General features: G+C 29.3%; 22 protein-coding genes and 3 pseudogenes. 8 read left to right on the forward strand and 17 right to left on the reverse strand.

Going from position 1 to position 26,502, the window contains the following annotated elements; genetic code table 11:
- Positions 1–98: 98 nt before the first annotated feature.
- The 4 genes from DY168_RS07075 to DY168_RS07090 all read right to left on the reverse strand — a co-directional run bounded on the left by DY168_RS07075 (position 99) and on the right by DY168_RS07090 (position 4,627).
- Positions 99–1,130, reverse strand: coding sequence for a type III PLP-dependent enzyme domain-containing protein (locus DY168_RS07075; protein WP_115641126.1), 1,032 nt, complete (start codon positions 1,128–1,130; stop codon positions 99–101).
- A 33-nt stretch (positions 1,131–1,163) separates the two neighbouring features.
- Positions 1,164–2,405, reverse strand: coding sequence for a diaminobutyrate--2-oxoglutarate transaminase (locus DY168_RS07080; protein ID WP_115641127.1), 1,242 nt, complete (start codon positions 2,403–2,405; stop codon positions 1,164–1,166).
- Between the two features lie 234 nt (positions 2,406–2,639).
- Positions 2,640–3,344 (reverse strand): 4'-phosphopantetheinyl transferase family protein, encoded by a 705-nt coding sequence (locus DY168_RS07085; RefSeq protein ID WP_172556290.1) that lies wholly within the window; start codon positions 3,342–3,344, stop codon positions 2,640–2,642.
- A gap of 65 nt (positions 3,345–3,409) precedes the next feature.
- Positions 3,410–4,627, reverse strand: coding sequence for a homoserine dehydrogenase (locus DY168_RS07090; RefSeq protein ID WP_115641129.1), 1,218 nt, complete (start codon positions 4,625–4,627; stop codon positions 3,410–3,412).
- A gap of 84 nt (positions 4,628–4,711) precedes the next feature.
- Here DY168_RS07090 and DY168_RS07095 point away from each other — a divergent pair, with 84 nt between their 5' ends.
- Entirely contained in the window at positions 4,712–5,830 is a 1,119-nt protein-coding gene (locus tag DY168_RS07095) for an ISAs1 family transposase (RefSeq protein ID WP_115640208.1), read from the forward strand.
- A 1,091-nt stretch (positions 5,831–6,921) separates the two neighbouring features.
- Here the strand turns inward: DY168_RS07095 and DY168_RS15260 are convergent.
- The 4 genes and pseudogenes from DY168_RS15260 to DY168_RS07105 form a co-directional block, all read right to left on the reverse strand.
- Positions 6,922–7,017: pseudogene (locus DY168_RS15260) on the reverse strand (4'-phosphopantetheinyl transferase superfamily protein); the annotation flags it as partial.
- Positions 6,984–7,214: a 4'-phosphopantetheinyl transferase family protein gene (locus tag DY168_RS15265; RefSeq protein ID WP_423237249.1), complete on the reverse strand. Its 231-nt coding sequence runs from the start codon at positions 7,212–7,214 to the stop codon at positions 6,984–6,986. The gene DY168_RS15265 and the pseudogene DY168_RS15260, both read right to left, overlap by 34 nt.
- A 2-nt stretch (positions 7,215–7,216) precedes the next feature.
- Entirely contained in the window at positions 7,217–7,390 is a 174-nt protein-coding gene (locus DY168_RS15030; RefSeq protein WP_242984078.1) for a hypothetical protein, read from the reverse strand.
- Positions 7,391–7,915: 525 nt separating this feature from the next.
- The gene (locus DY168_RS07105) at positions 7,916–8,104 is read right to left on the reverse strand and encodes a hypothetical protein (protein WP_115641130.1); all 189 of its coding nucleotides are present in this window, start codon (positions 8,102–8,104) and stop codon (positions 7,916–7,918) included.
- Between the two features lie 98 nt (positions 8,105–8,202).
- On the opposite strand from DY168_RS07105, the gene DY168_RS15035 reads away from it, so the two are divergent.
- The 3 genes from DY168_RS15035 (at position 8,203) to DY168_RS07125 (ending at position 10,563) form a co-directional block, all read left to right on the forward strand.
- Positions 8,203–8,598: a hypothetical protein gene (locus tag DY168_RS15035; RefSeq protein WP_242984079.1), complete on the forward strand. Its 396-nt coding sequence runs from the start codon at positions 8,203–8,205 to the stop codon at positions 8,596–8,598.
- A 616-nt stretch (positions 8,599–9,214) separates the two neighbouring features.
- Positions 9,215–9,502 (forward strand): transposase, encoded by a 288-nt coding sequence (locus tag DY168_RS07120; protein ID WP_115641131.1) that lies wholly within the window; start codon positions 9,215–9,217, stop codon positions 9,500–9,502.
- A gap of 314 nt (positions 9,503–9,816) precedes the next feature.
- Positions 9,817–10,563 (forward strand): IS3 family transposase, encoded by a 747-nt coding sequence (locus DY168_RS07125; protein WP_115641132.1) that lies wholly within the window; start codon positions 9,817–9,819, stop codon positions 10,561–10,563.
- A gap of 130 nt (positions 10,564–10,693) precedes the next feature.
- Here DY168_RS07125 and DY168_RS07130 read toward each other — a convergent pair whose 3' ends face one another.
- The 5 genes and pseudogenes from DY168_RS07130 to DY168_RS07145 all read right to left on the reverse strand — a co-directional run bounded on the left by DY168_RS07130 (position 10,694) and on the right by DY168_RS07145 (position 15,495).
- Entirely contained in the window at positions 10,694–12,463 is a 1,770-nt protein-coding gene (locus DY168_RS07130) for a hypothetical protein (RefSeq protein ID WP_115641133.1), read from the reverse strand.
- Between the two features lie 109 nt (positions 12,464–12,572).
- Positions 12,573–12,719: a hypothetical protein gene (locus tag DY168_RS14650; protein ID WP_172556209.1), complete on the reverse strand. Its 147-nt coding sequence runs from the start codon at positions 12,717–12,719 to the stop codon at positions 12,573–12,575.
- A gap of 234 nt (positions 12,720–12,953) precedes the next feature.
- Positions 12,954–13,250: pseudogene (locus DY168_RS07135) on the reverse strand (IS3 family transposase); the annotation flags it as partial.
- Positions 13,251–14,035: 785 nt separating this feature from the next.
- The gene (locus tag DY168_RS07140; RefSeq protein ID WP_115641135.1) at positions 14,036–14,404 is read right to left on the reverse strand and encodes a hypothetical protein; all 369 of its coding nucleotides are present in this window, start codon (positions 14,402–14,404) and stop codon (positions 14,036–14,038) included.
- Between the two features lie 170 nt (positions 14,405–14,574).
- The gene (locus DY168_RS07145) at positions 14,575–15,495 is read right to left on the reverse strand and encodes a tyrosine-type recombinase/integrase (RefSeq protein ID WP_115641136.1); all 921 of its coding nucleotides are present in this window, start codon (positions 15,493–15,495) and stop codon (positions 14,575–14,577) included.
- An 894-nt stretch (positions 15,496–16,389) separates the two neighbouring features.
- Between DY168_RS07145 and DY168_RS07150 the strand changes: the two genes are divergently transcribed.
- The gene (locus DY168_RS07150) at positions 16,390–18,516 is read left to right on the forward strand and encodes an ATP-binding protein (RefSeq protein WP_115641137.1); all 2,127 of its coding nucleotides are present in this window, start codon (positions 16,390–16,392) and stop codon (positions 18,514–18,516) included.
- 225 nt (positions 18,517–18,741) lie between these two features.
- On the opposite strand, the gene DY168_RS14655 is transcribed toward DY168_RS07150, so the two are convergent.
- Positions 18,742–18,882 carry a hypothetical protein gene (locus DY168_RS14655; RefSeq protein WP_172556291.1) on the reverse strand — a complete coding sequence of 47 codons (141 nt, stop codon included), beginning with the start codon at positions 18,880–18,882 and terminating at the stop codon, positions 18,742–18,744.
- 173 nt (positions 18,883–19,055) lie between these two features.
- Between DY168_RS14655 and DY168_RS07155 the strand changes: the two genes are divergently transcribed.
- Together DY168_RS07155 and DY168_RS07160 are read left to right on the forward strand one after the other, a co-directional pair.
- Positions 19,056–20,750 (forward strand): ATP-binding protein, encoded by a 1,695-nt coding sequence (locus tag DY168_RS07155; protein ID WP_115641138.1) that lies wholly within the window; start codon positions 19,056–19,058, stop codon positions 20,748–20,750.
- A gap of 191 nt (positions 20,751–20,941) precedes the next feature.
- Entirely contained in the window at positions 20,942–22,552 is a 1,611-nt protein-coding gene (locus DY168_RS07160) for a recombinase family protein (protein ID WP_115641139.1), read from the forward strand.
- A 62-nt stretch (positions 22,553–22,614) separates the two neighbouring features.
- Here DY168_RS07160 and DY168_RS07165 read toward each other — a convergent pair.
- The 3 genes and pseudogenes from DY168_RS07165 to DY168_RS07175 all read right to left on the reverse strand — a co-directional run.
- Positions 22,615–23,613, reverse strand: a pseudogene (locus tag DY168_RS07165) (FAD-dependent oxidoreductase); the annotation flags it as partial.
- The gene (locus tag DY168_RS07170) at positions 23,610–24,512 is read right to left on the reverse strand and encodes a sulfide/dihydroorotate dehydrogenase-like FAD/NAD-binding protein (RefSeq protein ID WP_242984168.1); all 903 of its coding nucleotides are present in this window, start codon (positions 24,510–24,512) and stop codon (positions 23,610–23,612) included. The gene DY168_RS07170 and the pseudogene DY168_RS07165, both read right to left, overlap by 4 nt.
- A gap of 161 nt (positions 24,513–24,673) precedes the next feature.
- Positions 24,674–25,087 (reverse strand): hypothetical protein, encoded by a 414-nt coding sequence (locus tag DY168_RS07175; RefSeq protein WP_115641142.1) that lies wholly within the window; start codon positions 25,085–25,087, stop codon positions 24,674–24,676.
- A gap of 195 nt (positions 25,088–25,282) precedes the next feature.
- Here DY168_RS07175 and asd point away from each other — a divergent pair, with 195 nt between their 5' ends.
- Positions 25,283–26,368, forward strand: coding sequence for an aspartate-semialdehyde dehydrogenase (asd, locus tag DY168_RS07180; protein ID WP_115641143.1), 1,086 nt, complete (start codon positions 25,283–25,285; stop codon positions 26,366–26,368).
- Positions 26,369–26,502: the final 134 nt, after the last annotated feature.

Raw genomic sequence — 26,502 nt, forward strand, 5'->3', positions numbered from 1 at the left:
TTTACATGGCCTTGTGTATACCCATCCCTCTATGGCAGTGAACCTCCCGTGTCTACCAGGATTACCATATATTTCTACATGGGTCCTAACTTCCTATATTATTCCACGATATCGACCCTGCATTGTTCCCACATATGAAAATGATTTTGAAAGACAATGGAATATGCACCCAAGTGATCAAACTTTATAATATCCCCAATCTCGATATCATATTTACTCTGGACCCGAATTAATGTCTCATTTAGATTCGTGCAATCTCTAAACTCATATACTTTAAGCTCATTTTGGGAATTACTGCTTCGACTACAGTTTTCTATATCCCCTAAGAAAGTTTCATAGCCTATTCCATTTGGAATGCCACCATCCATATATACAATCGTACTGTTTTCCGTTTTCTTCACAGAGATAACTTTTGCATAAAAAAAGCCTGCTGTTTCAACTATAATATTTCCTGGTTCAGCATAAAAAACACATCCATACTTTTCTTGAATGTTAGTAAGAATATTGTGATACACGTCATAAAATTCATCATCTGTATCTGGTTTATATCCCCCACCAATATTGATAATATAATTTTTACCTTTACATTCCAACTGTTCCATTAACTCATCAATTCTCTTACCCACATCTTGAATAGACCGTATATTGTTGTTGTATGATATATGAAATGATATTCCATGGATTGATTCTTTTATTTCCTCCAGATTATCAGCTATCTCCTGTAAAGGCATCCCATAATTAATGCTTGATACTACTAAATCTGAAATTTTTATTCTTAAAATTCTTTTTGCATCTGGTGCATATTTTTTCAATTTATGTAATTCATTCAAACAATCAAAAACATAATATCTGCAACCATTTTCATATGTATATAGAATTGTCTCAACTGTTTTAACTGGCAATCCGAATATTAAATTTGTAACATTTGCTCCAACTCTTCTGGTGCAATCAAATTCATACTTGCTTGCACATTCTATACCAGCTCCTGTTTCTTTTATCACTTTTAATACTTTTTCATTTCCATTTGCTTTCATTGCATAAAACAATTTGCAAAGTGGTAATCTTTTTGATATATACTTATAGTTTCTTTGTATTTCTGATTTACTAAATTCATACCTTGGTGTATCCATCCTCTAATTTTCTCCTCAAACATTTTTTTATACTTATATGCAGACTTGAATCGCTTTTCTAATTATCTCAAGCCCTGCCATAAGTTCATCCCTGTGAATAACTAATGCTGGCATAACTTTCAATACACTATCATCTCTTCCTGATAATTCTATGATTAGTCTTCTTTTGAAACATTCTTGTGATATACGAAATACCAGTCTTTTATCATCAAAATCCGAAAAATCAATTCCAAAAATAAGTCCTCGACCACGATACTGAATTTTAGGGCTAATAGGAAGTATATTTTCTTCTATGTACCCTTTAACATACTGTTCATCATCTTTAACTTTATCCCATAATTTATGTTCAATGGCATAATCTATTGCCGCACTTGCACCTACAAAAGCGAGCTGGTTTCCTCTAAATGTACCAGAATGTTCTTCTGAAGTTAGACAATCAATCTCCGGTTTAAGAAGCACTAATGACATTGGCAATCCTGAACCACTTATTGATTTTGACATTACAACCATATCCGGTTCAATTCCAGCTGATTCAAATGAGAAGAAAGTTCCTGTACGACCACAACCGACTTGCACTTCATCGCACACCAAAAGAATTTGGTATTCCTTACATAGTTCAGCTAATTCTTTGAGCCATCTAAAATCAGCAACCTGAACTCCACCTTCGCCTTGAATGGTCTCAACAAAGATAGCTGCTGGCTTTTCTATTCCAGAATGATCATCATTCAAAATCATTCTAATATATCCCAACGAATCAAAGTCATTTCTACAATATGGAATAAATGTTGTGTTCTCAAGCTGTACCCCTGCTCCTCTACGAGCCGTTAATGAACTTGTTAGCGATAAACTTCCTAATGTCATACCATGAAAAGCTCCCATAAAAGCTATTACATTCTTTCTTCCTGTATGTTTTCGTGCTATTTTTAACGCAGCTTCATTTGCATTCGTTCCAGTTGGTCCGCAAAACATCATTTTATATTCATAACCTCTAGGTTTTATAATATTGTCTTGAAATTTTTTTATAAAATCACATTTAGTAGTAGTATACATATCCAGTGCATGAGTAATTCCATCATTTTTTATATAATCAACAATCTGCTCCATAATATAGTCATTATTATGTCCATAATTAAGCGCACCTGCACCACAGAAAAAGTCTAAGTATTCCTCATTTTCTCCTGTATACATTTTGCATAGTTTACTTTTTGTAAATACTTTCGGAAAATATCTACAATAATTTCTAATGTTAGATTCATATTTTTCACTTTCTGTCATATTGCTCTCTTCCTCTCTAATTAGATTTCTTCTCTTTTATCAAATCAGCTCAAAAAATTTTCACCCTCGTTAACGAAGGTAACCATGGGCATAATTCTATTTTTCCCACAAGACCTTTTATCTGATTGAAGTTGTTAATACAACTCTATTGCTTGTATCTTTGTTTTAAAAATACATTCTTGATTACTTCTTCAGAGCATCACTAGCATCCAACATTTTATTTTCCCTCCCACTTTAAAAGTAAGTGCTAGAACTCATCAGATCTTCCACTGATATATTTTTTATATCATTTTCCCATAAGTTACATGTCTTGCCCAATATGCATAAAGCCATGTGGTATCTGTCACTAATTTTCTTACTTTTAAATATATATTTATTATCTAATCTTCCATCCACAAACATATTTATTTGTTCTTTTAAAAAAACAAAACTAAAAGAATCTAAAGGTATTTGCAATCCCATACCAACACACTTAATATAGCTTTCCTTTAAAGTCCATATTTTATAGAATGCATCATACTTATCACATAATAGATGACTATTTATATATCTATTCTCATCTTCTGAAAAAAAACGTTCAGCAATTGCCACTACCTCCACCATTCTTCCTTCTACATCGATACCAATAGGCATGTCACTAACACCACATAAAACCCACTCACCTGAATGGGATATATTAAAATGTATTCCTTTTGGCTTGATCAACAAAGGTTTTCCATACTCATTATATTGAAAAACTATTTCCTTGGAGGTTATTCCGTAATGCTTCCACAAAATATACCTCAAAAGTATTTCACCTACTATACAACGTCTTTGGTCTATTCGCCTTGCATATTTTTTTGTTTTTCTCCTTCTTTCCTCAGATATTTTAGTTAATAAAGACGCTATCTCATCATCATATTGATTTTCAACAATTTGTATTGCATATAAATAAACCATAACCTCACCTACCATTCAACTAGAGTTAGTCAATTGATATATTCAAAATATTTATATAAATATACTTATTTTGCTATCCTAACATAACAGAAATTTTCATAACGTGTTTTAAATTTAGAAATAAACTTATCCATTTTATCCTCATAAATGGATTTAATTTTCAGCACTAAATTGCACGTTTTTTCTAAAATTTCATAGCTTATCTTAGATTTAATTAATAAATTAATAATATCCTCATTTTCTTTTTCTCCACTTGTTGTTACCCTAAAATAATAATCTCCATTAAAAATATGTGCGTCAATATCATATTTTTCTTTGTACTTTTTTAAACTACAAACAGAATATGTAGGTTTAATTGCATCAATTATGTCGCTTACCACAGCATTAGCAGTAGGCTTTTCACCTGCACCTTGTCCATAAAATTGGAGTTCTTGTACTGTATTTCCTGTTATTGATATCATATTAAAACAATTGTTAACAGTAGCAAATTGTGAATTTTCTTCTATTAAAGTAGGTTCCACACATGCACTAATTCTATTATCATCTTTTATTGCAGTAGCTATCAGCTTAATAGACTTATTCATATTTTTAAAATTCAAAATATCAATCTTATCAATGGAAGAAATACCTCTATATAATATAGACTCCGCACTAACCTTAGTTTTAAAAGCTAGTGATGATAAAATTGATAGTTTTCTTGCTACATCATCACCTTCTACATCATCCTTAGCGTTAGCCTCCGCATATCCTAACTCTTTAGCAAGTGCTAGTGAATCATTAAAACTTGTACAATCATCCACCATCTTTGTTAATATAAAGTTAGATGTTCCATTTATTATACCTTTTATTTGAGTTATATCATTAATTAGCGCAATTTGGCTTAGTGATTTTATTATAGGTATCCCCCCTCCCACACTAGCTTCAAAAAAAATTCTTTTATTATTTTTTTCAGACAGCTCCAGTAATTCTTCCAAGTAATTAGCAACCACCTCTTTATTAGCCGTAACTACATGCTTGCCTCGCTTAAGTGCCGATTTAATATATTCAAAAGCGGGATTCATACCTCCAATAACTTCTACAACAATATTTATTTCTGGATCATCCAATATATCCTTGTAATTATCTGTTAACAAATCTTTATTAACAATAGTATTTCTTTTTTTATTCAAATTTTTTACTAGAATTTTTTTTATTTCAATATCTTCACTTAATATATTGCTTATTTGTTCTTTTTTACTATTAATAATTTTGTATACGCCTAATCCAACTGTCCCCAGGGCAATTGCATTTAAAAACTTGAGTTAAATCCCTTTACATAGTAGAATTTATTTAATAATATTACTAATGTAAAGGGGATTTTTATAATTATGTATAACGAACTTTCAAATTCTTTTATAAGCATTTCAGACCCAAGAGATAATAATTCAAAACATAAGCTTATTGATATACTAACAATAGCAACTTGTGCAATAATATGCGGAGCCGATACCTGGACAGATATAGCTCAATATGGCACATCAAAACAAGAGTGGTTTTCAACATTCTTAGAGCTTAATCATGGGATACCATCCCATGATACTTTTGGAAGAGTATTTTCTATTATTAATCCAAAAGAATTTCAGGAAGCGTTTATTAAGTGGATCAAAGATATTTCTGATAAAGTTACTGGTGACGTAATTGCCATAGATGGCAAGACAGTTAGGCATTCCTTTGATACAAGTAACAATAAATCAGCTATTCATATGGTAAGTGCATGGTCAAATCAGTTGGGTTTAGTTTTAGGTCAGATAAAGGTTAATGATAAATCAAATGAAATAACAGCAATTCCAGAATTATTAGATAAGATAGATATAAATAAATCTATAGTAACAATTGATGCTATGGGTACTCAAAAAAATATAGCTAAAAAAATAATCAAAAAGGGCGGAGATTATGTTTTAGCTTTAAAAGGTAATCATAAAAACTTTTCCAACGATATAAAATACTTTTTTGAAGAAGAATCTAAGAATAAATTTGCTGATGTTGAATATAGTTTTTTCAAGACTACTAACAAAGACCATGGCAGAATTGAAACACGTAAACATTACTTAATTAACGATTTAAACTGGCTTTCACAGAAGTCAGAGTGGAAAAACCTAAATAGTATAATTATGGTTGAATCTGAAAGAACCATAGGCGATAAAACATCTAAAGAAAGAAGATATTATATTTCGAGCTTAACAGAAAATGTTGAAAAAGTTGCTGATGCCATTAGAAAACATTGGGGAATAGAGAATAGCTTACATTGGATTTTAGATATTGCTTTTAGAGAAGATGATAGCCGAATAAGAATTGAAAATGCAGCTGAAAACTTTGCCATTTTAAGGCACATAGCTTTAAACTTATTAAAAAATGAAAAATCAGTAAAGATTGGTGTAAAAGCTAAAAGGCTCAAATCCGGTTGGGATAATGATTATTTAAAAAAGGTTTTAACTTCAATCCAATAGGAATATCGTTTTCATAAAGTTATTACAGTTCTAATATCTTAAGTAAACGTTATATTAAACTTCTGTATTTTCAAGTGCAACAATATCCTTATACTACCAAAATATGATTAAACTTTAGCTCATTACAATATAAGGATGCAATTGCCCTGCAACTGTCCCTAATCCCATTAAACCTACTTTAATCATACTAACCTCCATTTCATCTCTATGGCAATAGCATAAATACTAATAATAAATAAAATTATGTTTTTTTAGAATTTTGTAAAAATTAATTTTAGACTTGTACTATAAAGTACATCCAGGCAAGTTATAATTTATCTCTCAGTTTAAAACTGATGTTAGTATAATATTGCAAACACACAAATTTAAACACTTTAAAATATAGAAACTGGTGTTTGAAATATATACTTGTTTCAATCTTATTTGCTAGCATTACTGAAATACCAGTTATTACGGCTAATAATCATCACAAATTCACCTTCTCCCAAAACCTTTATAGAACATTCTTTTAAATAAAATTTGCCATATTGATTTTTTCTCTCAAACAATTAGTAACCTTAATGCTTCATATTGTGCATCGTTAAATATATTTTTTACAAATTTTACCAATAACCTATTATAGTATACCATTTCCCGTTTTTTAACTATTTGGTGTTTGAGTCAAGTATATGTTGCCAACTTCTCAATTTTTTATCAAATCCAATATGCCATTTGATTTTTATGTTCTTTACATATTACTTGATTATTTTTGCTATTATCCGTCTTCAGAAGAATTTAAGTACCTTTTTCATTCATAATATACAACTTCCGATTCACTTGTATATGGTAAACAAACTAATATTATTTAAATATCTCCCTATTTATCCAAGATTAAATCAAATATATTTACTAATTAAACAGTTTTGATCTAATTTTATTATGTTATTAGAAATCTCTTTATTTAATGAACATACAGCTACTTTATAACCTAACTCTAAATCAAATAACTTAAAAGTATGTTGCGTATATTCATTACTGACAACTATTTTAATATTTTTGAACTGATCTATTTCAATAGAAAATGACTTTAACGATATTGATAATCCTTGTCCTCAGCATTTGGTATAACTCTCTTTTAAGGTCCATATTTCATAAAACCTATCTATTTGAAATTTCAAATCTTGATTAACAATATACTCAAACTCCTTTGTTGCAAAAAGTTTTTAGCTATCTCTTCATACTCAATAGGTTTTATCTCTTCAATATCTACTCCTATAGGTTTATCATCAATAGAACATAATACATAATCACCAGAATGAGATATGTTAAATTTAAATTGGGGATACTCTCCAGAATAAGGTTTGCCATATTGATTTTTATTTAATTTTATGTATTCATTGCTAATTCTTAATTTTCAACTATTATTGTTCTTATCAATATTTCCTCCATTAATGTCCTAATCTTATCTTTTTTATTAATAAATTTCTTAATCTTATATCTTTTGTCTGAATCAATTAGTAAACTTAACTTATCTACCTTTTCTTCGCTAATATCTAAAATTTTCACAGCATAAATTTTCATAAAGCGCCTCATTATATATTTTTATTTGTACCTTATTCCAAAATAATATAAAACAATACATCACAATTTCATTACTTTTATTATAGACCCTTTTAAGTGATTATTTTGTAATTTTGTGCGGGATATTCACTTTTTCTTACGACATTTTAATTCTCTTTTCTACATTTTGTATTTATTTCGTTATGTTTTTTTCTGTTTTTACAATTTTTTTTAATTATATACAGCTTTAATTCCTAAATTATTTTTTTCTAGAATAAATGGTATATAGATAATTATACAAAATATTCTTTATATTTAGTTTATATAATATTTATCTTTCAATAACCCTATATATCTTTTAGACTATATGGTTCATGGAGGATACAAATTGTCGCCCTCCCCACGACATTACATATTAGCCATCATATTTTTATAATTTACATTTTTAATAGTTCTATCCAATTTCATAAAAATAGAGTGACATTCTACCGGTATTATGGAAATGTCACCTTATAATTTAAGTCTGTTATATCATTAATTACTTCATTATTGCCCTAACATTACATAATCATTACTAGTTTTAATCATGCTCTGATTACTTGTTTTATAATCTAAAAAACTTACTATTTCTATTTCTTCATAGTCATCTAATTTTTGCTTTTCTTTATTCTTTACTACTTCTTCCTTAATCTCTTTTTTACACCCATCCTCATTATTTTGAAAAAGGTATGCCAATGTATAAAGATTTGAAGTCTGTCCTCCCTTTTCTCTAAATCGGCCAGAAGTTTAGCACTTGAAAAGTTTTTAGGCGATAGCCCGTTGGTTTACAGGAAATGCTTGAACTTAAAACAGATGGATCAAATAAGGATGAAGGTGAAACTACTGGAGGGAAACGCCTAATTAATAGGCTATATAAAGAATTTAATCATTTTGCAGATATTATAGTCGCTGACGCTCTATATTGCAAATCCACATGGATTAAAGAAGTGCTATCAATTGGAATGAATGCAGTAGTAAGAGTTAAAGATGAAAGATTTCATATTGTCAAAGATGCATTAGCTTTATTCAAGTGCAGGGAGCCAAATAAAAAATGGGCTGTGAATAGAAAAAGTAACAATTATACAAAAATAAAAGCCTGGGATGAAGATAATTTTGAAATGTCTAATTCAGAGATAGAAGTAAGATTCATAAGGTTTATAGAAGAACTACAGACAAATTTACTTCAGTAGAAACTTTGTGGAAGATAATGCATAGGAGATGGGATATTGAAAACAATGCGTTTCATCAGTTAAAAACGGAGTGCATTTAGATCATTGCTTTCTTCATAGTCCCACAGGCGTAGAAACAGTGATTATGTTTATAGTAATAGCCTTTAACTTAATGCAATTATATTTTTTCCGGTGCATTAGAGGATTTAGAAGAAAAAGGATGTTGCAGATAAATATAATTGAGGATTTAAGGGATGAGATGCTATTAGTACAAAATTGGATAAATCCTATCTTTAACAATACTTAATTAGTTTAATAATTGTAAATTAATTTTGAAGATATTTTGGGGAAAGGGGAACTTATAGCCATCTTTACTACCTAATGGTCTTATACACTTCCATATATCTTAATAATTGTAATAAAGGATAATTACAGTAAAAACAAAATTTCCACTGGGATTTTAATGCGAAATCTCTGTAAATCGGCTGTCTTTATTTACAAAACCTGCTTCTAAAAGAATTACAATTGTTCTTTGAATTGTTCTTGTTGGTGCTAGAATATAAATAGTACAAGTTGAAAGTGAAAAATTCCAAAATAGAATGTATAATAAAGATAAAGGAAGATGGAGGGATTTAACATGAGTAGACAGTTTACAAAAGAGTTTAAAAGGGATGCCGTAAGGTATTATTTAGATCATAAGGATTTAGGATTAACAGCTTGTGCAAAGAATTTAGGAACAAGCAAAGCAACATTATGCACGTGGACAAAAGAAGCCAGAGCTAACAATGGAGAAGTACCTACTAGAGGATCTGGTAATTACCAAAGTGATGACGCAAAAGAAAATGCAAGACTATGCAAAGAACTAAGGGACACACAGGACGCACTAGAAATACAAAAAAAAGCAATCAGCATTCTGGGAAACTAACAGAGGCTCTCTTAATTGAAACATCTGAAGAGCAAGATGACTTAAATGAAAAATGTAAACGCCGGCTTAATATTAGTGGAGTGCTGAAAATACTAGGCGTTTCAAGAAGTGGCTACAACTCTTTTTAAAAAAGACTTCCTTCTGATATGCATAAAAGAAAAGAGACTATCAAGTGATTCTTAGACTCAGGTGGAGTTTGCTTATAAGGAATACATCTCTCCATCTGAGTCTTAGAAGAACTTATCCAGGGGCGTAGCAGCCGTCATCCCCCACCTTGAAGAGGGGATAGGGGTGTTACGGATGGTAGCCATCGGATAAAGGCTCAAATTAAGCAAATATATGATGACTCTTATCAGAACTATGGAGCCCCTAAAATAACACAGATTATAAAACAGAACGGAGAAATTATAGCTAAAAAGACTGTGAGTAACTATATGCGCGAAATGGGGTTAAAAGCCCAATATACAAAACCGTACACAACTACAACAAAGGATTCCAATTTTAGCGAAGAACTTATCAATATATTAAACGAAGAATTTAATCCAGAAGAACCAAATGCAGTATGGTGCTCAGATATCACCTATATTTGGACATATGATGGATTTGTATATTTAACAAGCATAATGGATCTATACTCAAGAAAGATCATCTCATGGGTGCTTAGCACTACTCTTGAGTCAAAATGGGTTATTGAGGCAATTGAGAAAGCAAAAACATCACAAAATATAAACAACCCCTTAGTTATGCACAGCGATAGGGGTATACAATATACTTCTGCTGCATATCAAGAAGCAACTGAAAAATTTATAAACAGTTACTCCAAGAAGGCCTATCCATGGGATAATGCTTGCATAGAGTCATTTCATGCATTGATTAAAAGAGAGTGGTTAAATAGATTCAAGATATTAGATTATAACCATGCACATAGATTGGTTTTTAATTATATAAAAGCATTTTATAATACAGTAAGGATACTTAGCCATTGTGGATATCTATCACCAAATCAATATGAAACTGTGTATAAGAAAGGGTTAAATAAATTATATCTAACTGCTGGCTAATACAATATAGAAAATAAGTTAATATTTAAAAATTCAAATTTAACTTGTACTTCTTCTTGACATAGTACCAGTGTAAAGCTCCTGCTGTTCTTAGAACAGTTGGAGCTTAATTTAGAATTCTTTTGTCCTTTCATTGATTTTCGTAATAGTCTTGACAACTATCACACAAGTTTGGAGCATCTCTATATTTGTTTGATTCACCTTCAAAATAGCAACCACACCTGTCGCACAAACAGATTTCGTTCATCTCTCCGCAATTTAGACATTGTCCAAATACACCATAATTTTCATCTATACAGATATACTCTTCACCACACTCACAGCATGAAGTGTCTGCCACGGGACTATTCCCACCATCTTTTATAATCGAATACATTTCTGAATCCACTTTCTCTCGAATATTTTCAAAATAAGTATCGAGAAATTCTACAAGATAATCCTTTAGCAAACCTATGTCTTCTGTGGAAATAGCATCTTGAGTTTCTGGTAAATAGCACCCTTGGTATGAGTTAAAAACCACCTCTCCATTCCTATAAGTAATTGAATGAGATTCTCTTTTTTCATCTAATGTAATTATTATCTCGACAGTACTTTCTCCACCCTGAGAATCATCAATAGATTCAATAGAATAGCTAACTATGGCAACTTTATCGTTAATTTTATATGTAATTTCAAACAATGTACCATCATTATTTTTAGATAAAATATTTTGATATTCTCCAACTTCTAAGTCATTGCGAAATCTTAAATAATCTTCAAGTTCTGAGTGAAATTGATATAAATACTCATCATATAAGTCGATGATTTCCTCTGAATTCCTAATTTCAACACCAGTCTCTGACTCCATTATTTCATGTAGCGCAACTTCTGATTTCTGTTGAGCTATATACATTTTCTCTTCAATTACATCCATTTCTTCTCTGGAAACAACAATTTCCCCGACTTTCTGCAATGCTTTTTTTAGTTCTACTTCTACTATATTTATAGAGTTGAATATACTACTATATGCCGTACGATCAATTAATTTGTTATGAACAACATGGTTACGGTTTAACTCAAATGTTTTAAAATTCTTTATAAAATTTTCTGATAAATATTTTGAAAACTGTTCTCCCCACAGATCGAGGGTAACTTCCATTTGGTCAGATAATACTTCTTTCATTTTTTCAAGCTTAATATCTGACTGGTTATTTAAGAAATTGTTTATTTCTGTGCTGAATGATGGGTTCCACTTTTTCTCTTTCAAAGTGAGTATGGAATTTAAATCCCCAATATCAATAGACATTAGTCTTTCATCGACATTCGCAAATCCTGGGGCAATTGATTTATACCCACTCAATCTGACTTTGTGCTTATTTCTTATTTGTATCGGAACATATGCATCCCACCAACCAATACCATACTCCTTAGTCATTATTTCACTTATCAACTGTCGTGTCATGTTTTCTACTCTATAAACACTTGGATAAAGAGTAATTGACAAAATTTCAGAGTCCTTATCCATTAGCCAAATAGTTCTTTTCCAATCTGATTTGACAATATTCTTGATAGAAAGTTTTAGTTGTTCTAAATAGTTATCAGCAACTTTTACGTCATAATCGTCCGAGTTAATTTTTATTTGCAACTGCCTAGATGATGTAAATGTTCCAAATTCGAAAATCAACTGCCAATGTGTTTTTTCTTCACCTTTTATGTAAATATATTCTGATGTGTATATAGTATCCACAATCTCAATAATACTTGTACCATCACCAAAATCTGCTCTTGCATCACTAATACTAAATTGAGTTATTAACCCTTTTTTGAATAGTATTTTCATAATGTTATCTGTATAGCTAAACATATCAATTGATAAATCACTACTATTTATCAATAAAAAATTAACTAGTGTAGTAATCATAATGACTTGCACCTCCATATCCGCATTATTGAGATAGTTATACTTTAGCCTCGTATACAGTCTTTTTTTGAATCTTTCTCTTCTCCACAAAACCCTCTTTACTCTACACCTAAAGCTTTAAATACCGCCTCCTGTGGTGTTGAATAAAATATAATACTAAAGCACCCATCAAATCAGCTGGCACTGTTCCCATATCTGCTGAAGATGTAATTGGTAGTAACACCTTCTTTGCTCCGCTATCTAGGCATACTTGCAATACACTGGTTAATTCCTCTTTTTATCTATCAATAGTTTCCACAATCCATTATAACTAACTTTCATCATCTCATCTCTCGCTTACAAGTTTATGAAGTTTATTTATAAATATTATACTATAAATCACTATATTTTTCCACATAAAAAAATCGGTGCGTCCCTAAGACCACACCGACTTTTGTCTTATCTCTCCGTTTCTTGTGTTGTTGATTGTCAACACCTTTTTGTGCAAATTTTATTCGTTCACATTTGCTAGACGATATTCTATTGGTGTCATATATTTTAAAACACTATGAATACGTTTATTTTTATACCATAATACATAACTTCGTAAATCCTTTTTTAGATATTCCAAGCTCTTAAAAATCCTGTTAAATGCAAATTCTGTTTTTATAATTTTATAACTAGCCTCAGCAACATCATTATCATAAGAACACCCTTTTTTGCTTAGTGAACGCTTTATCTTAAAGGCTTCTAAAACTTCATCTATTATCTTATTTTTAAATTCATTACCCCTATCAGTGTAGAATATTTTTATTTTAGTTATATTTATATTAGTGATCATAAATGATCCATCAGTGATTCTTAGACTCAGGTGGAGTTTGCTTATAAGGAATACATCTCTCCATCTGAGTCTTAGAAGAACTTATCCAGGGTCGTATCAGCCGTCATCTCCTACCTTGAGGAGGATAGGAATGTTACGAATGGTAGCCATCGGATAAACTAATTCAGCATCCTTTCTAGGACCTGATGAATATTCCACTATTTCTCTATTAAAAAGGTTTATTAATAAACATATATAATGCCATTTACCAGCCACACTAAGATATGTAAGATCATTTACTAATATTTCTAGATCGCTTCTATCATAAAATTCTCTATTTACTGATGTTATATACTAAAATTGTAACACTAACATCTGAAAATTTAGTATAATAAAATTAAGAGAGTAGTGTTACAAATGGCAAATAAGAAATATGATAAAGCATTTAAAGAATCAATAGCCAGACTAAGTTTATAAGAAGGTAGAACTCTATCAAGCATCTCAAAAGAATATAACATTGCGAAATCTACTATTAATGGTTGGATTAAAGGCTTCAGTGAAGAATGTATGGAGTCCGAAGAAAAAATTTCACCTAGTGTATATGAAAAATAGAAAAGGTTGAAAAAGTGTGCAACTGAGATTTAACTTAGTCTTACAATTTTGCTTAACTAGGTCAGATCTTTCAAAAAAAATAATAGTAGAAATTTAGTTAACTCCCTACTACTATTTTTTACTTATATATTAAAACACAAATAAATTATTTATCTAACTACCTATACATGTTTTGCTTTCATCAATATTCTGCTATATCTATTCTTATATTTTTGCCATTCATTTACATGCGAAACAGATAAAGATGAAATATTATAACTAACTAAATTTCTTTTAAGATCTTCCACTGTTAATAAAAAAGGATTCTTATTAATATCCACTGTGGTTTTGGAACATTTATCTTCAAGTTTTATAACTTCCGCTTTTACTACTTTATTAACTTTATTAGTGCCACAAACTTCAACTTGCTTTCTTCCATTTAAAACTTCTTTATTCCAATTAATCGTTACAATATCTTTCAACGCTTGATTAGAAGATATTGTAACAATTCTCCTATCTTTCAATTTTTTTAAATTTAAAGATCTTTTCATAATATAAATACCTCCTTAATGGAAATTATTTCATTTTCTTAAAAATAGGATTCCAATATGACTACGTTATTACACGTCTCTATAATAGAGATTATAATATAATCATCTGATTTCATCAATTATATTTTGAATACTAGTATTTTATTAATATTTACACAGACTTTACTTTTCTATCTTCCCAAATAAATATTAGTAACCTCTTTCCTATGATGCCCTAAATCTTCACTTATCTTTTTTTGTGCATCTTCTTTTGTATGTTTCTGTAAAGCCTCATCAAATCTAATTTGAGCAAAGGTGTGTCTATTCCCGTGCATAGTAAGATTTGTTTTTGGTGTAGCTTTTCTATCTTCTTCTAGCATCTTCCTAGCGATATCCCTATTTATTCTATCCTTGTCCTGAAATTCATTTCTGTGGTTTGTAATCCAATTTTGTATGCTTCTTTTTACCATATGTGTTTTATCCCCTATACCTATAAAAATACGTTCATCACTTTTTGCGTTAGATAATATATATTTTAGTGTTTCTTTATCTTCAATTTTCACTTCAATTTCTCTTGGATTCTTACCTTTAGTGTTTTCTAAATATAAAAATCCACTACAAATGGCTTCTTTAACTTGATGATTGGTTAAAACTACAGCCTCCTCCAATCTACATCCAAATTTAGAGGACAAAAGTATAGCTTTAACAACATCTAGCCTATCCATTTCCTTGGCTAATGATATTGCACTATCTATTTCCTCTTCTGACCATGCCCTCCTAGCTCCACGAGTTATTCTTTTTTTTAACTTTAACTTTTCATTTTTAGGTAAAATTTCTTTTCCTTGAGACAAAGTATAGAAAAACCTTATTGCAGATAATTCTAGTTTTATTGTTCCTGGAGCGTAATCTATACTATGCATATAGTCTACGTACATATAGATATGTTTTGCTTTTATATTCTTAAACTTTTTTACATTTGTATTTTCACCAGTCCAAATACAAAAGCGATAACAAGCCTCTTTATACCTATATTTAGTTTTAATACTTTTCATGTTGTTCAATTTGAAAAGATGATCTATTTGAGCTATTAAATTCTTACTTTTACCATTCATATCTTTTACTCCTTTCTTGTTTATTTTTTCTTTTAAAAAAGTACATAGCTACGCCATAACTTAATTATTCTGTTTCTTGCGTTTTCCCATAATATATTTTCTCGAACACCTGGTAATCCTTACTTTGTGTACTATATTATGTTCCCGTATCTATATTGTTATTTAGTTGTAACTAGCTTAGTAATAATGCTTAAAACATATATTAATATGTTAAGAAAGCTAAGCAAGAGCATAAACTTTTATGCTTTAATAGGGATTTTTAGTTTTATTTATACTTATAAATCCCAACCCAAGTATCTTAAATACATTGGATAATTGCTTATAAATTCTGCTTAAAGTGCAGAAGCCATTGAGCTAAGAAACTTTTTGGAAATCTTTTTAGAATTATTATCCACTCCCTAAAGGTCCAAACGTAAAAAATAATCCATAATATTAATTTTATAAACCCGTCTATATTTTTAGCTTTTAAAAAGCCATTATTCTTTAATTATCTTATTATTATATCGATAATAAAAACTTTACTATCTTTTATAAACTATTTTATAATAAATGTGCAATCTTTTTAAAAAAATGATATTGGACAAAGCTATTAATATGTAATGCTAAATTTGTATTGTAAACAAAACTATCTACTTAATATAAGAATTGTAAAAGTGCTACAATCAATACCTTTGTAGCACTTTTATATTTTGGATAATAATAAAATTCTTTCGGAGTAGTACTTTTAAACCTAAAGTACTACTCCAAAGTTTTTTAATTTATTAATAAAATATATTTTTTTAATAAATTATAACTTTCCTTATCCTCTTTTTTATATTTTTTAATTTACTTAGATATATAGGAATATCTAGTTTTTAAAATTAGAAATTTTTTATGACAATGGAGGAAATTAATATGCAAATATCAAGAGCTATATTAAGGGAAAAAACAAATATGGATATTTGTTCTTTAGAAATCCAAAATGTAATTAAATCTATTAAGGATAATAAAATAATAATTGTTTCAAAAATGCAAGAAGAAGCTAATAGTCTAAATATATTATTAGAAGAAAATGGTATGTACTGGGCAACAACATATAATACTATTGAAGGTTTATCTTATGTTGATAATTGTAGAATATATATATTGAAATATGACGATGATGATAATGAATATATAAGAAATATAATGAATAAAGTTTATGAGGCTTCTAAAACATTCAAGATTATAAATTTGTTGGAACTAAAAGATCTCCATGATAATAAAGACATTCTTAAATGGATAAATGCTGAGAATACATCAGAAAATTTAATTAAAGCTTTTAATAGGAGCCTCGATTTAAAAAATAAAAATTTATTACAGCAAGACGATCTCGGCATATATAAATATGTTAATAACAAAAAAGAGGATGATATTAAGAAAGTCTATATTACAAATTTTAATGTAATAAAAGCTACCAGAATTATCTTTGTTGACAAGCAAGTTGAGGGTATAAATTTAATATTAAAATCTGATAGTGGAGAAAAATTTAAACGTATTGGGGAAGTAAGTGTATTTGATGATATGAAAATTTTCAAAAACTTTTTAGCAAGTATGGATATAACATTTAAAGGCAAATTAGATGATTTAACCAACTTGAAAATGTGGATAAATAGGTACTTTACTTTTAATGTAGAAGAAATTCATAGTGGTGTTAAATTTATAACTAAGAATGATACAAGAATGCTAATAACAAATAATGGAGCAATATTAGGAAAAAGTTTAGATAGCACCATAATAAGTGCAGAGGGAATAGATATAAATATTAAAGATACAGAACCTATTAACAATGAAGAGACTAAAGAGCTTATGAAATATATATTTAATTTTGCATCTAAAGAAAAAACAATTTGCATATTAGGAAGCTTAATAAACAATTTGTGCATAGAACAAAGTGAAACTTTAAAAATTAAAGGACACCACCTTCTTATTGCTGGAGAAAGCGGAAGTGGTAAGAGCACAATATTAAAAAATGTGATAGCAGCTATACTAAATTATCCAGATGAAGAAATAAAGAGTATAGGTTTAATTACTAACTTCGCATTAATAAAAGCTATCTCTACAGGAAATTATCCTATTATTTTTGATGAATACAAACCTAGTTTATTAGATAAATATAAAAATGCAAAATTATCGGAAATCTTTAGAAATAGCTATGATAGAACAACTGTGTCTAGAGGAGATAAGACCCTTAATAATAGAAATTTTGTCTTAAACAGACCTATAATTTTAGCTGGAGAAGAAAGTTATAAAAACGCTGAAAAAGCTCTTATGGAAAGATCCTGTATCGTTTATCTATCTAAACAAGAAAGAACTATTGATAATGAAAATAGCATGGAATGGATACAAAAAAATGAAGAAATTCTTAATAAATTAGGTATAAGTCTTATAAAAGTAATTTTAAATTTAGATGTCTTTAGTTACTTAGAATTAAGAGATAACCTAAAACCTAGTTTTACAGATTTAAGGGATAGAGTACTAAATACTGCTATAAATATTGCTACGGGTATAGAAATATTTAATATACTGTTAAAAGAATTGGGCTTAGATGAAATTTTAAATTATGCTGACTTAATTACACAAAATATAAAATCAGAAATTCTAAATGATAGTCAGGATTCACTTTCATCTGTTCAACAGATGCTTGTTTTGTATAACCAACTTATAGAAGATGGAAGAGCCCAAAATGTAAAAGAAGTAATAGTTAGTAAATCTGGTAAGATTTACATAAAGACTAGCGAAATGATTAATCAAATCTTAGAATTCAATAAAAATGTTGGTGCCGATATAATTATATTAAGTCTTAAAGATTTTAAAAAGCAAGCTAAAAAGTCTAATTATATACTAGATACAAAATACTTACATACTTATACTGGTAGTAAAAGAAACAGTATTAGATTCGATGTATACAATAAAAAGAAGCTACAAGAATTGAATTTAAATTCCATTGCTCCAGCTGATATGTTGGAAGTAGCAGATGAAAATAGTGACATTCCCTTCTAAAAGTTTTAGTGGCTCAGAAGGCACATACAAACTTACCAACTGTGCCTATTTTTATTCCATCACAAATCATTCATTTAACAGAGTTAATATAATATAAATTTATTAATGGCACAGTGGCACATCAATTATAAAATATACATTATACAGATATAACAGTATTACAGTTATTTATTATACTGTATTAAGTAAATTTAAAGGCGTGCCAATGTGCCAATAGTTATTTTTTTAATACTGTGAATTTCTATTAACCTTTATATTACATCTACAGTTTGTATTTCTATTAACGTTTATATTACATATACAGTTTGTATTTCTACTACTTATAGTTTTAGTATTTTCATTTAAAATAATATTTGTGCTTACCATTTGGAACATGCTCCTTTCGTTTTATATTCTTTTATAAATGTGGTAAACTAAAGTTGATTAATTATAGTTTCAAATGATTTAGTAGGTTACTTAAATATTATTTTATTTTGGTGATTTTCATTGACTATATTATAATTAAATAAATAGAATAAAGTTAGGAGTGTGAATACAACATGAAGAGGATACCCTATGGTATTTCTAATTTTGAAGTTTTAAGGGAAAAAAATTATCTATATGTGGATAAAACATCTTACATAGAAATTTTAGATAACTATGCTCCTTATCAGTTCTTCATAAGGCCAAGAAGATTTGGCAAAAGTTTATTTACTTCAACCTTAGAGAATTATTATGATATAAATAAAGAATATAAATTTGATGATTTATTTGGTGATTTATATATAGGCAAGAATCCTACAGGCGAAAGAAACAAATTTCTCATTTGGAAAATAAGCTTTGCTGGTGTTGATGCAGGCAATGGAGAGGAAGAACTTAGAAAAAGTTTTAATTCAAAAGTTCTTGTGTCTGCAATGAAGTTTATAGATCAATATTCAAATCTATTAGAAGATAAGACTATTCCAAAAGAAGTAGACAGTGCTGAAATAATAGTACAGTATATTTCTCTTTTAGCTAGTAAAGTAAATAAACAAGTATTTGTTCTAATAGATGAATATGATAACTTTGCTAATGAATTAATTACAGGAGGAAAACAAAATACCTATGAAAATATACTTCATGGTGAAGGTTTTGTTAAAGTTTTTTATAAAGCTTTAAAAGACGCCACTATGGATAATTTCAACAGAATATTTATGACAGGGGTAAGTCCTATAATGCTAGATGACTTAACCAGTGGATTTAATATAACTAGAAACTATACTTTAGATGAAAATCTTAATGCTATGATGGGATTTACACGAGATGAACTTTCATTGATAATGGACGAAGTGAACATAAAGACTCCAGAACTCAGAAAGAAAATATGTAGTGATATGACCACTTATTACGATGGCTATAGATTTAACGAAAATAGTAATTCAGTTTTTAATCCAGATATGTCAATGTATTTTTTAGATAATTATTTAGCTTATAATCGTTATCCAAAAGAGATGATAGATAACAATGTAAAAACCGACTATGGAAAGGTTAATCAATTAGCTTATAATTTTAATGATAGAGAAGCCCTAGATGAAATTATGACTAAAGGTGAAACCTCTACTATGTTAGTAGATAGATTTAATATTCATACTATGTATAGTATAAAAGAAAACTTTAAATCCTTATTGTTTTATCTTGGCATGCTTTCTATAAAGGATCAAGGACCACTTGGTACAGTACTTAAGGTGCCTAACTACGTTATTAAAACTATTTATTGGGAACAATATTTCCAAAAAATAAACGAAGAGTATAATATTCAAGTGCAGGATATAAGAATAGCCGTTAATGAAATGAGAACCCATGGCAATATTGAGCCGCTAGTAAAACTTATACAGGGCATATTAGAGGATTTATCCAACAGGGATCTAATTCAAATGGATGAAAAAAATATAAAGATGATGTTTCTTACCCTTTTAGGCGTAGATAGTACTTATTTTATACAAAGTGAAGCTGAAAATAATAAAGGGTATGTAGATATAATGCTAAAAAGAAAAATTCAATTTAAAGACATAACTAAATTTCAGTGGATTATTGAGCTAAAATATATAAAAGAAAGTGACAGAAATTCTTTCGGAAAGGTTAAACAAGAAGGATTAAAGCAGCTTAAAGGATACGAAGAAAGTAAGTTTGTTCAAGAAAACCTTGAAAGAGAAGGTTTAAAGAAAGTCCTCATTATTGTAGTTGGCAAAAAAGATATTTATACTGTAGAGTTATAGCTCTAAAAACACATTGAAAATTAAGTTTATTCAATGTGTTTTTATATTTTAGTTTATATAATATAATATATAAAAAGCATTCCCTTCTAACACTTAGTTATTTAAAATCAACTATATTTATAACCTAATTGAAAGAAGCAATAATCTATGCTAATGTAATTATATAAATATACATTTAGGAGGTGTAGCAATTGATAGCAGCTATATACAGTAGAAAATCTAAGTTTACTGGAAAAGGAGATTCCGTTGAAAACCAAGTACAAATGTGCAAGGAGTATGGAGAAAAGATTTTAGGAATAACTGAATTTGTAATTTACGAAGATGAGGGATTTAGTGGTAGCAATACTAATAGGCCTAAATTTATTGAACTTATGGCAGATGTTAAAAAGAAAAAATTTGACGTTCTTATATGTTATAGACTAGACCGTATAAGTAGGAATGTAGCAGACTTTTCTTCTAGTCTAGAATTACTACAAAGTAACAACATAGCTTTTGTCAGTATAAAAGAACAATTTGATACTTCAACACCTATGGGAAAAGCTATGATTTATATTGCATCTGTGTTTGCAGAATTAGAACGTGATACCATAGCAGAACGAATAAGGGATAACATGCTTGAACTAGCTAAATCTGGTCGATGGCTAGGTGGGCAAACTCCACTAGGCTTTGACAGTAAAAAGACTATATCTTTGGATGAAGAATATAAAGAGCGAACTACATATATGCTTTCTCCTATAGATGATGAATTAAAGTTGGTTAAGCTTATTTATGAAAAGTATCTGGAATTTAATTCATTAAGAAAAGTTAACCAGTATTTATTAGAAAATAATTTCAAAACTAAATTTGGTTCTGATTGGAATGCAAAATCTATATCTGATTTACTGCAAAGCCCTACTTATGTTAAGGCAAATCAAGAAGTTTTTGATTTTCTTATAGAAAAAGGAATAGATTGTATAGGTAAGCCTAATAATAAAAGTGGTATTTTAAGTTATAATAAGAAAAAAGGTCCTAATGTTCATAGAGAAAAAACAGAATGGATTGCAGCAATCGCAAAACACTCTGGAATTATAGATGCAGATAAATGGTTAAAGATTCAACAGACTTTAATAATTAACAAAAAAAACTCCCCTAGACTTGGTAAAACTCATACCACCCTATTATCTGGCTTATTAAGATGTGGTAAATGTGGATCACCCATGACTGTTATACATGGTTCTAAAGATAAAGAAGGTAATAAGAGGTTCTATTATGGTTGTAGCCTAAAGGTATATTCTAAAGGCACAAGGTGTGATAATTCAAATGTTAGAAGTGATGAAATTGAATCTATTGTTATAGATAAATTAAAGAATGTTACCAAGGATAATGGTTTATTACTAGAGGAATTAAAATCAGTTAAAAATCAAGTAAATGATAAATGTAATTATGCTGATGAATTAAACTTACTTAAAGCTTCATTAAAATCTAATGAAGAAGCTATAAATAATTTAGTTAAGCAACTAGCAAAAAAACAAAGTTCTATTGCTTCAAATTACATATTTGATGAAATAGAAAAACGTGAAAAAGAAATTAATGATACAAAAGCTAAACTTAAAGCTTTATCTGAAAATAAATCTAAAGGTTCTGAAATAGACATAAATGTAGATTTGTTAATTTACAACTTAAAAAACTTTTACAGCACTATTGATTATGCTGACATAGAAAATAAAAAATACTTAATCTCCACTCTGATAGACAAAATAAGCTGGAATGGATCTACTGGAGAAGTTGATATAAAATTATGGGGAAGTCCAAAAAAAAAATAGATTTTTCTCTAGAAAAACATTACTGCGGAGCTATAACTAAAAAATTGCAGATTGCTATGGCGAGCTTCTGTATGCCCTACAAAAAGTCCTGACTTTTCTCCACCTACAAATAAATTATCAATGCCCTTTACTCTCATATCGTCCGTTCTTGGTGCCACTGATAAATATCTTATGGAATTCCCTTTTCCTCCAGCATAAGGGTCTATATATTTAGCACTTTCCATGCCCTTTATTTTTCGTAGCTTATCTAATGGATAAAAGGTAGTCATAAGTTTTGCCTCACCAGTATCTAGTAGAACTATATTTTCTGCAAATTCTTTTAATGCATATTGTTGACATACTTTAGATTTTAATTTATCTAAATGCACATCTTCTGCTGGAACTTTTAAAACTGCTACCCCATCTTTATCTAGCTTTTCTCTTATTTCTTCTGATAAACTTTCTTTAGCTAACTTACAAGAGCCACTAAAAGCTCCAAATACATCGTCTTCTCTCTCCCCTTGTAAGTCATCTATACCAGCTCTAGCACTTATACTTATCCTTGGCCCAAAGGCTGGACATCTTAATATGCACATCGAGCATCCATTCCCATATCTTAAGCAATTACCCATGGGGCCTGTAGATCCTGTAGTTTCTACAAAAACATCTCCTTTAATATAAGTACCATCACTTAAGTAGATACCCATTATCCTTTTTCCTTCTCTTTCAATGTCTGAAACTCTAGCTATAAGCTTTAAATCTATGCCTAAGTCCTCAATGTGTTTCCTAACTAGGGGTTCTATTTTGTTCACATCATATAGCCAGGCATCTTTATGACCCGGAAACTCTATGTTTTTATGTCTTGATATTCCATCTGTTATTTCTATTAGCTCGCCAGCTCCCATTGCTATTAATTCTTCTGTGGCAGTAAATCTACCATTGTTTCTCATTATGCCCCCTACATTTCCAAGGCCTAAGGTAAGGTCTGTTTTTTCTAATAGTGTAACTTCTGCTCCTGCCTTTTTAGCAGCTATAGCTGCTGCAATACCTGACCAACCTGCTCCAATAACTACAACTTTCATATAAGTCTTCTCCCCTCAAATATACTATTTGGTTCTGCTTGAACCTTACATAATCTCTTTTTCTTATGGCCCTCATATCTTTCAGTGCAACTTCCACAAACCCCTTCGCCACAACACAACTTAGCATTATTACAGCAAGATAATTTAATTCTTTTATTATTAAGCTCTATTAATTTAAATATTAAAATATTTGCCCCAGAACAATGTATTAAATTTATAGATTTACTTTCTATAAATTCTTCTATAATACCTTTAGCCTCTTTAGTAAACTCCCCTGATACTAATAAGTCACATTCAATTAATTCTACATCATACTTTTTTAAATCTTCTTCTATAAAAATATTTTTGTATCCAGCTTTATCTAATATTACTGTTACCTTATTTCCATTTGAATATAGTTTTTTTATTACAGGTATCATGGGTGCCATTCCTATACCACTACATACCACTAATGAATGACCTTCTGTGGTTTTTGCTATATTTTTAAGTCCAAATACTCCATTCCAGTAAGGTCCTCTTATTATAACTTTTTCATCTTCTGATAACTTTTCTATGCTTTTAGTTTTAATACCTTTTATTTCTATAATTACTTTTATTGTGTTTTCTTCTAAATTTACATCCATAATTGAAATAGGCGTATCGTAATAGCTTATGGCTTCAGGATTTCTCATAAATACATAACTACCAGCAGCATAAAGATCTTGAGCTAGTTTATGAGATACTAATATAGTAAGAGATATAACATTTGTTTCTAAATATTTTTTACTTAAAATCTTACAGGTAAATTCCTTCCTATCTTCATTCACCTTGTTTTTATTATCATGATATTCTTGATAAATACATACTCCCTTCCAATTAATGCAGTCGCAAAAATGCTTTCCCGAAAGTTGTGAACATATAATGCAATCTCCTGACTCTGCTAGATGGCAAGGACAAGGTTAATACATAAAAATGCATCATAAAAAAATGAGCCTACATCCTAAATTACTACGTAAAATAAGATACAGGCTTTTATATACTAATACATTCCATATTATTTTAATTAAATTATTTCTTTTCTCTATTCATACTTCATATTTATTAGCTGCATTATTTGGAGTCTTTTTTGCTCGAGCTCAGATATCTTTATGTATATATCTTGAAATTCTTTTATCTTTTCCTCAGAAAAGTCCTTTAAAATTTCATTTCTATCTTTAATATAAACTTTAATATTTAATTTTATTTCTTCCATATAACTTAATAATTCAGATTTTCTAATATGTCTATACTTCTCCTCTTCATATAAATCCTCTAAAATCCCAAGTTCATTTTCATTTTTAATGAAATCTACATAACACTTACATATACCTTGCATGGCATTGGTTAATCTATTCCAAAGTGGAAAGTCTATCATCATTAAAATATCAATTTTAAGCTTTTCTAAGGTTTCTATATCCTCTTCAATCCTTTTTACATCTCCCCATAAACTACTCACATAATCTCCCCCATTTAAAACTATAATTATACGTAAAAGTATATATTAAAACCCCTGAAAAATAAACCCTAATGGAGGTTTTTAATATTATAATGTTTAATATACTTAATATCTTATAATAAATTAAGCTACCTATGTGTACATATATAATATATGAAAGTATAATAAAGTTATATAATATTATGGAGGTGTCTTATGAGTAGTAAATTAAAAGTAGGTATACTCGGGGGAACAGGTTTTGTAGGGCAAAGATTAATTACATTATTACAAAACCATCCTTACTTTGAAATAAAGGAAATCGCTGCTAGCAAAAACTCTGCTGGAAAGAGGTATGAGGATGCAGTTCATGGCAAATGGAAGTTAGATCTTCCACTCCCAAACAAGGTAAAAGAAATTATTGTTAAAGATATAAATGAAGTTAAAGAAATAAGTGAATCTGTAGATTTTGTCTTTTGTGCTGTAAATATGGATACAGAAGATATAATTAAGCTAGAAGAAGCTTATGCTAAAGCAAACACACCAGTAATATCAAATAATTCTGCTAATAGAATGTTTGATGATATTCCTATGATAATACCGGAAATAAATTCAAATCATTTTGAGGTAATAAAAGCTCAACAAAAAAGACTTGGAACGACTAAAGGATTTATTGTAACAAAGCCAAACTGTTCAATTCAAAGTTATGTTCCTGCAATTAGTGCACTATTAAAATATAAACCTACAAAGATAATAGTGAGCACTTATCAAGCAATTTCTGGTAGTGGAAAACTATTTTCAGATTGGCCTGAAATACTAGACAACGTAATACCTTATATAGGTGGAGAAGAAGAAAAAAGTGAAAAGGAACCGCTTAAGATTTGGGGAAATATTAAAGATGATAAAATAAATTTAGCTACCTCTCCTATAATAAGCGCACAATGTGTAAGGGTACCTGTATCCGATGGACATTTAGCTACAGTTTCTGTATCTTTTGAAGAAAAACCTACTAAGGATGATATCATAAAATCTTGGAATGACTTTAAAGGAAAGCCACAGTTACTTTCCTTACCTACTGCTCCAAAACAGCTTTTAACCTATTTTGAAGAAGCTGACAGACCTCAGACTAATTTAGATAGAGATATGTATAATGGTATGGGAATTACCCTTGGTAGACTTAGAGAAGATCCATTATTCCATTATAAATTTGTATGTTTATCTCACAATACACTTCGTGGGGCAGCAGGTGGGGCTGTATTAACTGCAGAGTTATTAAAAGAAGAAGGTTATTTAACTTCTAAATAGATTAAATGTTTCAAATAAAATTTGACCAATATTTAAGCTAATGATTTCCCAGGAAATCATATCATAATTTTGTATTTATTTGTTAATAATATTCATAGTATTAAATTCAAAAAGGAATTCCTACATATTAGGAA

Origin of the sequence: Clostridium putrefaciens (assembly GCF_900461105.1) — a bacterium.
GTDB classification, from domain to species: domain Bacteria; phylum Bacillota; class Clostridia; order Clostridiales; family Clostridiaceae; genus Clostridium_L; species Clostridium_L putrefaciens.